This window comes from Halomonas sp. 7T, assembly GCF_025643255.1.
Classification (GTDB): Bacteria; Pseudomonadota; Gammaproteobacteria; order Pseudomonadales; family Halomonadaceae; genus Vreelandella.
This window is the reverse complement of the sequence record NZ_CP087112.1, coordinates 3,300,944-3,313,931: the sequence shown is the minus strand read 5'-3', so window position 1 is coordinate 3,313,931 and position 12,988 is coordinate 3,300,944. Positions and strand designations below refer to the sequence as shown.

Annotated in this window: 12 protein-coding genes and 1 tRNA gene; 6 read left to right on the top strand and 7 right to left on the bottom strand. The window is 53.2% G+C overall.

Annotated features, from left to right (window positions below):
• Positions 1-11: 11 nt before the first annotated feature.
• The gene (locus LOS15_RS15560) at positions 12-389 is read left to right on the top strand and encodes a Rieske (2Fe-2S) protein (protein ID WP_263066922.1); all 378 of its coding nucleotides are present in this window, start codon (positions 12-14) and stop codon (positions 387-389) included.
• A 418-nt stretch (positions 390-807) separates the two neighbouring features.
• On the opposite strand, the gene LOS15_RS15555 is transcribed toward LOS15_RS15560, so the two are convergent.
• From LOS15_RS15555 to LOS15_RS15530, 6 genes are all read right to left on the bottom strand, one after another.
• Positions 808-1,497, bottom strand: coding sequence for an aspartate/glutamate racemase family protein (locus LOS15_RS15555; RefSeq protein WP_263066921.1), 690 nt, complete (start codon positions 1,495-1,497; stop codon positions 808-810).
• Positions 1,497-2,801, bottom strand: a complete 1,305-nt coding sequence (locus LOS15_RS15550) for a TRAP transporter large permease (protein ID WP_263066919.1) — start codon at positions 2,799-2,801, stop codon at positions 1,497-1,499. Before LOS15_RS15550 ends, LOS15_RS15555 begins: the two co-directional genes overlap by 1 nt.
• On the bottom strand, positions 2,798-3,367 hold the full coding sequence (locus LOS15_RS15545) for a TRAP transporter small permease (RefSeq protein ID WP_263066917.1): 570 nt from the start codon (positions 3,365-3,367) through the stop codon (positions 2,798-2,800). The genes LOS15_RS15550 and LOS15_RS15545 overlap by 4 nt, the downstream gene beginning before the upstream one ends.
• Positions 3,368-3,384: 17 nt before the next feature.
• Positions 3,385-4,422 (bottom strand): TRAP transporter substrate-binding protein, encoded by a 1,038-nt coding sequence (locus LOS15_RS15540; RefSeq protein ID WP_263066916.1) that lies wholly within the window; start codon positions 4,420-4,422, stop codon positions 3,385-3,387.
• 269 nt (positions 4,423-4,691) lie between these two features.
• Positions 4,692-5,540 (bottom strand): MurR/RpiR family transcriptional regulator, encoded by an 849-nt coding sequence (locus tag LOS15_RS15535; protein ID WP_263066914.1) that lies wholly within the window; start codon positions 5,538-5,540, stop codon positions 4,692-4,694.
• A 595-nt stretch (positions 5,541-6,135) separates the two neighbouring features.
• Positions 6,136-6,212, bottom strand: a tRNA-Arg gene (locus LOS15_RS15530).
• A 140-nt stretch (positions 6,213-6,352) separates the two neighbouring features.
• On the opposite strand from LOS15_RS15530, the gene LOS15_RS15525 reads away from it, so the two are divergent.
• Both LOS15_RS15525 and LOS15_RS15520 read left to right on the top strand, forming a co-directional pair.
• Positions 6,353-7,348 (top strand): TRAP transporter substrate-binding protein, encoded by a 996-nt coding sequence (locus LOS15_RS15525; RefSeq protein WP_263066912.1) that lies wholly within the window; start codon positions 6,353-6,355, stop codon positions 7,346-7,348.
• Positions 7,349-7,500: 152 nt separating this feature from the next.
• Positions 7,501-8,418: a LysR family transcriptional regulator gene (locus LOS15_RS15520; RefSeq protein WP_263066910.1), complete on the top strand. Its 918-nt coding sequence runs from the start codon at positions 7,501-7,503 to the stop codon at positions 8,416-8,418.
• A 28-nt stretch (positions 8,419-8,446) separates the two neighbouring features.
• Here the strand turns inward: LOS15_RS15520 and LOS15_RS15515 are convergent, their stop codons facing one another.
• Positions 8,447-9,838: an FAD-binding oxidoreductase gene (locus LOS15_RS15515; protein WP_263066908.1), complete on the bottom strand. Its 1,392-nt coding sequence runs from the start codon at positions 9,836-9,838 to the stop codon at positions 8,447-8,449.
• 296 nt (positions 9,839-10,134) lie between these two features.
• Here LOS15_RS15515 and LOS15_RS15510 point away from each other — a divergent pair, with 296 nt between their 5' ends.
• From LOS15_RS15510 to LOS15_RS15500, 3 genes are read left to right on the top strand one after another with little or no spacing between them, the layout of a single operon-like run.
• On the top strand, positions 10,135-11,175 hold the full coding sequence (locus LOS15_RS15510) for a TRAP transporter substrate-binding protein (protein WP_263066906.1): 1,041 nt from the start codon (positions 10,135-10,137) through the stop codon (positions 11,173-11,175).
• On the top strand, positions 11,175-11,699 hold the full coding sequence (locus LOS15_RS15505; protein ID WP_263069756.1) for a TRAP transporter small permease: 525 nt from the start codon (positions 11,175-11,177) through the stop codon (positions 11,697-11,699). Before LOS15_RS15510 ends, LOS15_RS15505 begins: the two co-directional genes overlap by 1 nt.
• Positions 11,696-12,958, top strand: coding sequence for a TRAP transporter large permease (locus LOS15_RS15500; protein ID WP_263066904.1), 1,263 nt, complete (start codon positions 11,696-11,698; stop codon positions 12,956-12,958). Before LOS15_RS15505 ends, LOS15_RS15500 begins: the two co-directional genes overlap by 4 nt.
• The last annotated feature ends 30 nt before the right edge of the window (positions 12,959-12,988 follow it).

The window sequence follows — 12,988 nt, the reverse complement described above, 5'->3', positions numbered from 1 at the left end:
AAGGAGCCACTGTGTACGACGCTTGGCGTAACTATGCGAATGCCCCCCAAGCGGGGGCTACTGTTTGCCCTTCTAACCATATAGAAGAAGGCACTACACGCTGCTTAGAAATCATAAGTAATGATGAACCCTTCCCTGTCATTGTAACGCGCATAGATGGTGATATTTATTGCTACGTTAATGCCTGCCCCCACCAGCATTTACCGCTGAACTACCGCTCAAACAGTATCATTTCATCAGACAAAAACCGTTTACTATGCAGTGCCCATGGCGCAGTATTTGATAGCAAAACAGGCAACTGCTTAACAGGTGCTTTTGATAACCTTGACGCCATACCAGTATTTGAAGACCAACAAAGGAATGTATGTATCGGGCACAGCTTGCCCTAAGCTTATTAACTAAAAAATCCTAATTTAATTTATTATATATGGCTTAATACCGATGAAAGTGATGAGGCCGAAGAAAAAATCCGTCTCGCTCCAGGAGTCGAGCGATATGCCTTAGTCTCATCCTGTGGGCTTGACTCACTTGTATACTGGCACGTTCTTCAAGGCTAAGTTCAATGTATGACATGGGAAACACCTTAGCGGAATGCTCAGGTGTTGCACTCAGTTTCTGCGGCTAAGTCAGATAGAAATCGCTGTCCACTCTTGCTAGAGGATGCAATAGGTACTGCTCGCGTGCTGGAACAGGGAGGAAGTTCAATCTGCTGGAAATGAGTATGGGTATTAACATTAGACGCCCTGCCTTGAAGTTGCCTGGCATAGAGTGCTTAAGAATGCCCGCTAGTGTCGCGGGCAACCAATATTAGGCGCGCTTTTGGAGTTGTAGATTGTTAAGCGTGTAATCTAACGCTTCAGCGAAACCATCGCTAATTTTAATGCCGTATCGTTTTTGCAGTGCCGTTGCACGCCCTGCAAATGCGCCTGAGCCCAATACAACGGCGGTGGATTTTAGTCGGATTGCCTCTTGAATCGCCTCGTGTAGCCGAGCTTCGGCTTGCTTAGTTTGCGCGGCAGTGTCAGAAACACCAATGCCTGTGGCAACCACATGGCAGCGTTTGCTCAACCCATAGGCGGTGCTAAGCTTCTTAATGGTGGGCACGGCCTCTTCAAACGTCGTGATTACGGTAAACAGATTCCCGCTGGCCGCTGCGGAACGCATGCCCGCTTCTGCCAAACTGATGACTGGGGCTTGGGTGATCGCTCGTGCTTCTGAAATAGCAATATCATCAAAGCAGGCCATGATGTATCCATCAAAACTCTCCGTATTGTGCTGTTCAATCAATGTCAGCACGTGCTGGGTCGCCTCCTTTTTGTGCTGTTCGCTTTCGATAGCGTAGGGTCCGTGAGCTGGGCTGGTCACTTTCGTGATGGTGCCCGCGGGGGTGATGCTGGAGATTAGTTGGCGGATACTGTGGGTGACATTGCCGTTCGTATTGGGGTTAATAATTAATATACGCGCTGTGTTTTCTGGCGAGGTTGTTTGAGTGTTCATTAGCGCCCCGCCAGTAGGTCAGGAAGCCACATGACGATGCTGGGCCATATCATAATAGCGAGCGTAAACAGCGCCATAATGGCAACAAAGGGCATTGATCCCCAGATAACGTCATTAAAGCTGCCGCCATCTTTACGAACGCCTTGAACCACAAAGAGGTTCATGCCGACGGGGGGTGTAATAAGAGCAATCTCGCACATTAAGACGATAAAAATGCCAAACCAGATAGGGTCAATGCCCACAGCCATCACCATCGGTACGGTAATGGGTACGGTGAGCACCAGCATCGACATGGCATCCATAAAGGTGCCAAGGATCACGTAGAACACCAGCAGTACGAGCAACAGGCCGACAGCGCTAAGCCCAAAAGATGCAACCCATTGAGTCAGCGCTTGGGTAACGCCCAACATCGAGATGGTGACATTAAGTAGCAGCGCACACATCAGCACGATGATCACCATGCCCGAGGTTTTAGCTGCTTGGAGAGAGCAGTGAATGAGTAGATCAATACTCATTTTGCCGCCGCCAATGATAAACCCTAACGCGATGACCACACCAATGGCGGCTGACTCTGTAGGGGTCGCTAGGCCGCCATAGATACTTCCCATCACCACGCCAAAAATGACCACCGGAGGAATAAGGTGCTTGGAAAGTGAGAGTTTCTCTTGTAGCGAAACGTCAACTTCTACCAGTGATGCGTTGCCTGCCTTGCCGTGGGCAATAAACAAGTATACGGAGAACAGCAGTGCCAGAGTCACCCCTGGGACTAGACCTGCCGCAAACAGCTGGCTAACTGAGGTATTGGCCAATTGCCCATATACCAGCAGGTTAATGCTAGGGGGAATCAGAATGCCGAGCGTGCCGCCAGCGGCTAAAGAGCCGAGTGAAGGGCGTATTGGGTAGCGGTATTGATGCAACGCAGGAAGTGCAATGGTGCCCACGGTGGCAGCGGTCGCCACGGATGAACCAGAGGTCGCCGAGAAAAGTGTGCAAGTGGCAATGTTGGTATGCAGTAAGCCGCCAGGAAGTTTGTTAAACCAAACGGCCAATGCGGCATACATGCGGTCCGCGATACCACCTCGCAGTAACAACTCTCCAAGCAGCATAAACAAGGGTATCGCAAGCATGGAGGGGCTATTTAAACTACTCCAAACGACGCCGCCCATCATGTCCACAAGGGGCATGCCATACATAAAATAGCCGCCCAGCACCCCCACAAACAAAATGGAAACAGCAACTGGCAAGCTTAGCAGCATCAGCGCGAGCATGGCTAAAAATGCGCCTATAATCAAGGGGATGCTCATAGCTTACCTCCTTCACGCTGTTCAAGGTCGGCCAGTTCTGCCTCTAACTCATCGGTTGCTGAGCTTGGGCCGAATTGGCGGTTTAGCGTTTTCCAGTCACGTTTTAAGAGCAGTAATAGCGCTTTAACTGAGAGCAATGCCGCCGCCACGCTAAAGGCTGTCATGGCGATTAACCAAACGGACTGAGGATAGATCAGTGGCGTCGCCCAAGGCGTTTGCGCAATGGAGCGATACAGCTGGGTATCCAGCACGGTCTGCACGGTGAAATAGAGTAAAAATGCTGCCAACAGCCCTAGTGAAAGGGCTGCCAGTGCATTGAGAACCGCCTGAGTGGCAGTGGGGAGGCGCATGTGCAACAAGTTAATGCGAATATGCGATTGCTCAACCATCGCAACACAGAATGCTAGCGGTGCAGCAATGGCTATGGCGTAGCCACCCAGTTCATCGACACCGCCTAGTGACAGCGAGAAGAACTTACGGATGAGAGTTTCGAGGGTGATCAATAGCGCAAGCAATAACATCATACTGCCAAAAATGACCCCAAGAATGCGAGAGTAAGTGGTCATATTCCTCTCCTATTACCTTATAGGCCTAACTGAGCGCCAACGGTGTCACGCCAAGCGGCTTCGCAATCAGCAGCTACTGCGTTGCACTGTCGAGCCCAGAGAGGTAGCGAGACTTCTTCGACAGCCGCCGTGACGGTTGCTAAATCAGCGTCTGATACAGGTACTTCGCTAAGTGAGTATGAGGTTCCAAACTCACAGGGTGATTCGCCCGCGTTGCAGCGCATAGCGTCTTCATACAGCTCTTCAGAATATTGCCAAACATCGTCGCTTAGCTTGGCGATAGCCTCTTCAAGCTGGGTCTGTTGCTCAGCAGATAAGCGATTCCAGGTGTTCATGTTGATGGCATAGCCATTGATGGCGAGTTGCAGTGCAATGGGCAGCACCGTGCTTGCTGCTTCAGGCCAGCCACCGGAGTTAGCAGAGGCAGGGCCAGTAATCGCACAGTCTACAACACCGCGGGAAAGCGCTTGTTGCACATCGCCAAAGGGCATGGAGATGCCGGTCGCGCCAAGTTCGCCAATAAAGTTAGCTGCGCTTTGGTCGCCCACACGCACTCGTAAGCCGCGTAGATCGTCTAGACCGGTGATGTCTTCACTGCAGAAAATTACCTGGGGGCCTGCAGGCCAGACGCCTAAAAGTTTGGCGTTAAAGCGCTCCTGTAGGCGCGAATCTACATAATCGTAAAATGCTTCTACGTTATTACGTCCGGCTTCAAAGCTGGTATTGAGGCCAATCAAATCGAGACCCAGGATGGATGGTTCGTCACGACTCACCTGTGGCCCGCGCAACGAAACAATGTCGAATAGCCCTGAGTTCAGTACGCGCAGGCCATCCGTGTCGGGGATGCCGGCAACATCAACTGGAATATACTGAACAGACACATCCAGGCCGCTATGTTCGGCAAGCGCTTCAAAGAAAGGCTGCTCTTTATTTTGCGCGATCAACCCAGAGCCTGCAGGCTGTCCTAGCACTCTCAGCGAAAGTGTTTCTGCATGGGCGACAGGTAGTAATAAGGCGGTTGAAATGGCGGCAATGAGTGCGGTGCGTTTTAACATGATTAGTTTCCTATTGGGCGGTCTTATGGCTTGGCTGCGGTGTAGCACTGATGAATTTGGATGGCTGTATGTCGTGCCATGCTATAAAAGTAGATCCATATTTCATGCCACTAAATTCAAGAAACTATGGTTTCATATTAAAATCAATTAACTACCTGATGTACTGTGCATAAAAAAGTATGTGAAGGTGTTACGAATGTGCACACAGAGAGTGCAAGAAGGGAGTGCTATGCGCTATCTAGGTGCTTGTGAGCACCTTTTCCGTAACGTTAAAGCTCTTCAAAGCGATCATTCAGAGTTTCAATGCGGCGCAGTCGAGACCGGGAGGCATCGCCTGATAATTCAATGGTGCGCATCACAAGCAAATGGCACAGCGCCATTACGGCAGTGTGGTTAAATAATGGCCCAGTGGCGAGGGTATGGCAGCGGAAGTGCCAAGTGGCACTAGGTTCTGCGTCCACTCCTTCATCGGTAATATAAAGCAGCTTAGTACCGCACTCTTTGGCATGCGCAAGCAGTTGTTCAGTCAGCGCCACGCGGCGGCGCAGGCCAAATAGAATCACACAATCATCTGGGGTGAAATTGACCAATTGCTCGCCCAATGTTTCGCCACCACCGGGCAAGCTGATGACGTGTTCGATCACTTGGGTTAATTGCCAACGCAGGTAGTCTGCAAAAGGGTGGCTGGCGCGAAAGCCGATGACCCACGTTTTACGAGCGCTGAGGATCGTTTGAGCGACGCTGTCGATTTCTGCCTGGGTGATCGTGGCGAATGTTCGGTCTAGATTGGCTTTACCCAGCTCCAAATTGCTGGTGAGCGATTGCTCTTCAATACGGCTGTCAGATGAAGGAAGAAATAACCTAGAGCCGGTGCTTTGCTCTTCTCGTACATGTTTTCGAGCGGCCTCATAGCTTTCGTAGCCCAGCCGCCGCACAAAACGTGACACAGTCGCTTTAGAGACGTTGGCAAACTTAGCAAGCTCCTGGGCATCGTAGCTGGCTAATTCACCCGGGAAGTCACAAACAAACTCACCCAGCCGACGTTCGGCAGGATGGAGAGTGGGGAGAGCGCTACGCACACGAGTTAGAAAAGAACGTTCTTTGGCTGTCGGGGGCATTATTTATCCTGAAACCTCAGTTTCATACATGATGGTTGCTGGAAATGTATCGGGCAACAATAAATGACAATGCTATACGTATTGGTGGCTTCACGATGGCAAAGCAGTAGAGCAGATCAAAGCCACAGGCTATGCCGACAAGCACCATGCCAGCGGCAAGCCCGGAGAAGAGTCTTGGTGGGCTGCACCCTTCAGCCTCTGCCGAGCAACTGGCGGTAAAACACGATAAAGTAACTTCTGACTCTAAACCCGGGTGCTACTGAAGATGGGGTGACGTCGCTCCCTCAAGAAAAGTCTAGTTATAACGTGCATTGACAAGAGAGCGGGCACGAAAACTGTTTAACTGAATCAGTGTATAACGCCATTACGGCCACGCTAAAATGACCAACAACGCAACGGTAGGGGCAACAAAACGCAACACCTGTGGAGAAGTACAACGCCTGACCCACTGCGAAGCCTTAACGGCACACGGCATCACCGGATAGCGCCGATTAAAAATGGTTTGGGATTGCCTTTTGTGGTTACTAGTGTAGCTACGATCATCATTACCACAAAACAAAAGGGCCTACGCGTTAACGTAAGCCCTTGATATGTTTGGCGCGCCCGGCAGGAATCGAACCTGCGACCTTCGGCTTCGGAGGCCGACACTCTATCCAACTGAGCTACGGGCGCTTTGGGTGCGCATCTTACCCGTGTGGGCACGCTGTGTCCAGCGAGGAAGCGGCGTTCAGCTGTGTCGATTGACCGTTTTCGCCTGCCTGGTGCATGCTTTAAGTGCACGTCCCTCTTAGTGAAACCAGGAAACTCTTATAATGAAAACATTTGCACGTAACACGCTGGCACTGGGCATCTCACTGGCGCTGGTGAGCACCGCGAACGCGAACGAGTTTGCCGATATGGACCCGGTAACACTACGCTTGGCCCACGTGGTTAATGAACAGGATGGCTTCCATATTGCGGCCACTAAATTTGAAGAACTGGTGGAAGCGCGCACCGATGGCAAAGTCGATATCGAGATCTACCCCAACGCCTCACTAGGCGATGAGCGCACGCTACTGGAAGGCATGCAGATCGGCACCGTGGATATGGGCGTGATTACCAACGGGCCGGTGGCTAACTTTGTCGAAGAGATGGCGGTGTTTGAGCTGCCGTTCCTGTTCCCCTCCCCGGAAGCTGCCTACAGCGTGCTGGATGGCCCCATCGGCCAGGAGCTTTTGGATAAGCTTTCTGAGGTAAACCTGAAAGGCTTGGCCTACGCCGAACGCGGGTTCCGCAACCTGACCAACAGCGAGCGAGCGGTAAATTCGCCGGAAGACCTGGATGGCCTGCGCATTCGCGTGATGGAGAACCCGGTGTACACCGATACCTTCCGTGAGCTGGGCGCCAACGCGATTCCCATGGCGTGGACCGAAGCGCTCACCGCCATGCAGCAGGGCACTATCGATGGTCAGGAAAACCCGGTGAACGTGATCCACTCGTTCAACCTGGATGAAACGCAGAGCTATATGACGCTCTCCCGCCACACCTACGCCCCAGCAATTTTTGTGATGGGCATGCCCGCATGGAGCCAACTGCCAGAGCACGCGCAGGAGGTACTGCTGGCAGCCGCCCAGGAAGCCGCCGAGCATGAGCGCCAGATGAACGCCGAAATGGAAGCCGAGCAGTTGCAAGCCCTGCGCGATGCGGGCATGGAAATTAACGACTCGCCGGATATGGAGGCTTTCCAAGCCGCCGTCGCCCCGGTATACGAGAAGTACGGCGAGCAGTTCGGTGACTACCTGTCGCGTATTCAGGAGGCGCTAAAATAAGCGGTCTTTTTACTAACACAGCCAACCACCAACTGATGGGATGTTAATAAAATAACCGCCGGCTGTTTGCGTAACATGCACACGATGCGCAAACAGCCCTTTGCCAACATGAGATAAACGTGATGAACGAAACTTCCCCTATAAAGTTGGCAATGAGACTGAATAAGATAAATCTTAATTTATTATTGGTGTTTCACACACTGTATTGGAAACGCAGCTTAACGCTGACCGCAGAAACACTCTGCCTGAGCCAACCCGCCGTTAGCCATTCGCTGAAGAAGCTTCGCTTTATGATGGATGACCCGCTCTTTATCAAGACGGTGGATGGCATGCAGCCAACGCCCCTGGCGCGGCAAATGAATACCGCCGTGGCAAAAGGGTTGTTCTATTTTGATCAGGCGGTTTATAACAACAGCGAGTTTTCACCTGCCACCTCGCAGCGCGAGTTTCGCGTCAGCTTGGTCGACTATGTCAGCCAGCAGCTGCAGCCTAAGCTGATTCAGCACTGCTTAACCCACGCCCCCGACGTGTGCTTCAACATGCTCTCGACACGCATTGCCAGTGCCAAAGAGGCGCAACACGCGATACAAACCCATGATATCGATCTTGCCATGGTGCAGTTTGAGGCGCTGCCGCTCACCTCGTCTCACGAATACCTGTTTGACGATGTAATCGGCTGCGTGGGCGATGCCAGTGTCTACGGGGAGGGTCATACCATCACGCTGGAGGCGTTTTTGAACGCGCCGCAGGTTGCGCTTTCCCATCGGGAAGACAGCCCTCTGTTAATTAATGAGAAGCTGCGAAAGCTGGGGCTGGAGCGCAAAGTCGTCGCCAAGACGCCCTATATTACGCCGCTGCAGGAGATATTGACGGCGACTCAGCTGCTCTGCGTGGTCACCGAGAGCGCTGCCAACGTGATTTGTCGTGATAACTCGCTGAGGTTTTACGCCCTGCCGCTGGATGTTGCGCCCTTTAAAGTGTGCCTCTGCTGGGATGAGCGAAAAGAGCACGATGCGGGCATACACTGGTTGAAGTCGCTGATTAGGGAGCTGATGGCACCGACTCCCTAAACGTTGGCATCGCAGATATCGTGACGGCTTATTCCAGCGTGATCACCTTACCGGGGTTTAGCAGTCCTTTAGGGTCTAGTGCGGCCTTAAGGCGCTGCATTAAGGCGATCTCTGCAGGGGTGCGTGACACCGAAAGGTACGCTTTTTTCTCAAGCCCAATGCCGTGTTCAGCAGAAATAGACCCCCCAAACGCTTTTAACGGCGAATAGACCAACTGCTCAACCTGGCGGCGGCTCTCTGGGCTATCGTCGCGTACCGTGATCATAATGTGTAAGTTGCCATCCCCTAAGTGGCCAAACACCACCAGCTTGCTGGCGTCCGGCCACTGCGCTTTAAGGCGACTTTCCAAGCCCTCCACATAGGCTGCCATGTTGGGAATCGGCAGGCTGACATCATAGGAGAACATCGGCTTAAGCGCGTGCACCAGCACTTCGATATCTTCTCGGATGGCCCAAATCGCGTGGCGCTGGGCATGGGAACTTGCCAACACAGCGTCGGTGATCAAGCCGGCTTCTAGCGCTTGTTGCAACACGAGCGAAAAGTGCTCGGCATCTTGGGCCTCATCAAGGCCCAGGGTTTCAATAATGGCGTAGAACGGTGAGTCGTCCGCTAACACGGGCGCATGCTTACCGCTCTGGGTGGTCATCAGCCGGTAGTGATTATTCCACAGGGCTTCAAAAGCGCTGAGGCTGTTGGCTAGCTCGCGGGAAGCCAGTTTCAATAGCTGGGTTAGCGCATCAAACGAGGGCACCGCCACCAGCGCCGTTTGCTCGCTGGGCATGTGCGGCTGTAAACGCAGCACCGCGCGGGTAACGATTCCCAGCGTACCTTCGCTACCAATAAACAGCTGTTTTAAATCGTAACCCGCATTGTTTTTCAGCATTTTATTTAACGAGCTCACCACGGTCCCATCGCTTAGCACCGCCTCTAACCCGAGCACCTGCTGGCGCATCATCCCGTAGCGTATTACCCGTATGCCCCCGGCATTGGTGGCGATGTTGCCGCCAATGGTGCAGGAACCTCTTGCCCCCAGATCAAGGGGAAACTGCATGCCGATCTCTTCTGCCGCTTCCTGTACACGCTGCAAGGTTACCCCCGCCTGAACATCGATCGTGGAGCCAACTGCGTCGATCTCTTCGATATGGTTCATTAACTCCAGCGAAACGACAAGCTCATCCGGGTTAGCCACACCGCCATGCACAATGCCGGTCATACCGCCGTGGGTCACCACGGGCTGGTCGGCCTGATAACACGCGGCCATCACGCGGCTCAGCTGCTCTGTGCTGCGCGGCCTGATGATTGCCTTAGCCTGACACGGTGCGCCGGTAAACCAGTCAACGCTTCGCTGTGAGACATCATCGCCCACCAATACTCCCGCCGGGCCAACAATAGCTAAAAGGTCATTCAGCAACTTATCCATTTCTTATTCCTGTTTTAGCTGACTACACCATTGGTCGATGCACTTAGCTTTTTTAAACACCGTTAAATACGTCATCCAAGAGTGCGCAATCAAGAGGCGCCGCTTGCAGGCTAGCGCTAACCGCAAAATCACTCAAGCCCAAGATCTATAAAGATTTTTCGGATTAGCATCACGAATAATGGAATAAAAATAAGTAATTTGTCGCCTAGGGCGAGTGTGATATAGATGAACACTAAGAAGATAAACAACCACGCCTCTCTATTTATAATAAGAACTGCCAACGTCCAGGAGATCATGTGAACAACCTCGCCCGCTTTAACGTTAACGCTGTGACAAAAGCAACTCGCCAACTAAAACAATTCACGCTGCCCATTATGTGTGCTGGCTTGCTCGGTTTCCCCTTCGCTGGCCACGCTGATGAGATAGCCCCCACCACGCTGCGCTTAGCCCATGTGGTGAATACGGAAGACACGTATCATATTGCCGCTGAGCGGTTTCAGCAGATTATTAGTGAACAGACCGATGGCGCAGTCACCATTGAGATTTACCCGAACGCCTCCCTGGGCGATGAGCGCACCCTGTTAGAAGGCATGCAAATCGGCACCGTGGATATGGGCGTGATTACCAACGGGCCAGTGGCGAACTTCGTTGATACGTTCTCTGTTTTTGAGCTGCCGTTTCTCTTTCCCAGCGCCGAAGCCGCCTACTCTGTGCTAGATGGCGAGATTGGCCAGGAAATATTGGGACAGTTACAGGACGTTAACCTGAAAGGGCTGGCCTACGCTGAACGCGGCTTTCGTAATATCACCAACAGCCAAAACGCGATTAACGCGCCGGAAGACCTTCAAGGCCTGAGGCTGCGCGTCATCGAAAACGAGGTTTATGTTGATACGTTCCGCGAACTGGGTGCCAACGCCGTGCCCATGGCCTGGACAGAAGCGCTGACCGCCCTGCAGCAGGGCACCATTGATGGCCAGGAGAACCCGGTGAACGCCATTCATGCGTTTAACCTTGCGGAAACCCAGGATCACCTCACCATGACGCGGCATATTTATGCGCCAGCAACGTTTATCATGAGCCTACCCGCCTGGAACGGCCTGCAGGAAGCGCTCCAGCCCATTGTGCTAGACGCCGCCCAGCAAGCATCCGCCTATGCCAGGGAGCAGAATGCTATTATGGAAGCCGAACAGCTGGCTGACCTTGGTGAATCAGGCATGGAAATCAACGCGTCGCCAGATATTGAAGCCTTCCAAGCCGCTGTGGCGCCGGTGTACGAGAAATACGGCCAGCAGTTTGGCGACTACCTACCGCGCATTCAGGAGGCGCTAAATCAGTGATGGTGTTTGCACAGCCTCTTTTGACGCTGCTGCGACGCATTGAACGCGGGCTGGATGTGATCATCCAGCCCGTGGTGTTTGCGGGCATGGCAGCTTTAATTGGCGTAATCACGCTACAGATTGTTTCGCGCGTTTTTTTTAACGCCGTGGGCTGGACCGAAGAGGTCGCACGCTTTCTGCTAGTGTGGATTACGTTTTTAGCCGGTACGCTGGCCTTTCAGCGTGGGCGACATATCGCAGTAACGTTCGCCGTGGACGCACTCCCACTGCCGCTACGCAAGCTAGCGCGCTTGGCAGCGCTCGCGGTGGTACTGGCCTTTATGGTGATGTTGGTCATGATTGGCTACCGCTATATGCAGGTGCAAAGCTTTCAGAAATCCGCTTCTTTGCGTCTCTCGATGACCTACGTGTATGCAGTGATTCCGATTTCAGCCGCTATCATGGCGTGGTACGCCTTGGTGGACATGATTGAAGTGCTGATCAACGGTGAACCGACAGCCGCCGCCGAGGAGAAATCGCTATGACGCTGGTGCTGTTTGGGCTGTTTTTCCTGTTTATGCTGCTGGGCGTGCCGATCGCCTTTGCGATTGGCGCCAGCACACTGTATGCCTTGCATCAGTCTGGCGTGCCGCTAATGGTCGTGACCCAGCAGATGTTTCAAGGCATTAACTCCTTTGCCCTGGTCGCGATCCCGATGTTTATTCTAGCGGGAGATTTAATGGCCCAGGGCAGGGTCAGCGAGCGACTGGTGAGCTTTGCCGATTCGCTGGTAGGCTTTATGCGCGGCGGGCTTTCGGTGGTCTCGGTGATGGCGGGCATGTTCTTCGCGGCGATTTCTGGCTCCGGCGCGGCGACGACTGCTGCAGTGGGTTCAAGCCTGGTGCCGGAGCTTAAGCGCAAAGGCTACGACCCGGCGTCAGCGGCCAGCTTAATCGCCGCCAGCGGCACCATCGGCGTGGTGATTCCCCCTTCGGTGCCGATGATTATCTACGCAGTGATTGCCCAGCAGTCGGTGTCCAAGCTGTTTTTGAACGGCTTTTTACCCGGGCTGGCCATGGGTTTGGGTCTCATGGCCATTGCAATCACGCAAGCGTATAAGCGCCAATACCCCAAAGGTACGCCGCTCTCGCTACTGACTATCTGGCGTACGTTTAAAGCCGCCAGCTGGGGTCTGATGACGCCGGTTATTATTCTGGGCGGTATCTTTTCGGGCATTTTCACGCCTTCGGAAGCCGCCGTAGTGGCAGTCAACTACGCGCTGTTGGTATCGCTGTTTGTGTACCGGGATTTAACCCTGGCCCAGGTATATAAGCTGCTGATTCGCTCGGCGATGACCACGGCGGTGATTATGCTGGTGATTGCCATGTCGGCAGTGCTGAGCTGGACACTGTCTAGCTGGCAAGTGCCCGGCGCCATCGCCCAATCTGTGCTGTCGCTCTCCACTAACCCCTACGTGATTATGCTGCTGGTGGTGGCGGTGATTCTGCTGACCGGGGTGTTTATCGAAACCGCTAGCGCCTTGATCATTCTCACCCCGGTACTGCTGCCGCTGGTGCTGCAGCTGGGCATCGACCCGATCCACTTTGGGCTGATCATCGTGGTGGGGCTTTCCATTGGTATGATTACCCCACCGGTGGCAATTAACCTCTACGTCGCCTCGTCGGTCACACAGCTGCCGCTTGAGCGCATCACGCGGGCAATTATCCCTTACCTACTGGGGCTAATTGGTGTGCTGCTGCTGGTGGTGTACGTGCCGATTTTGTTGGGCTGGTCGGGTAATTAAGCAGAACCACTGAGCTAAAAAGCACGTACG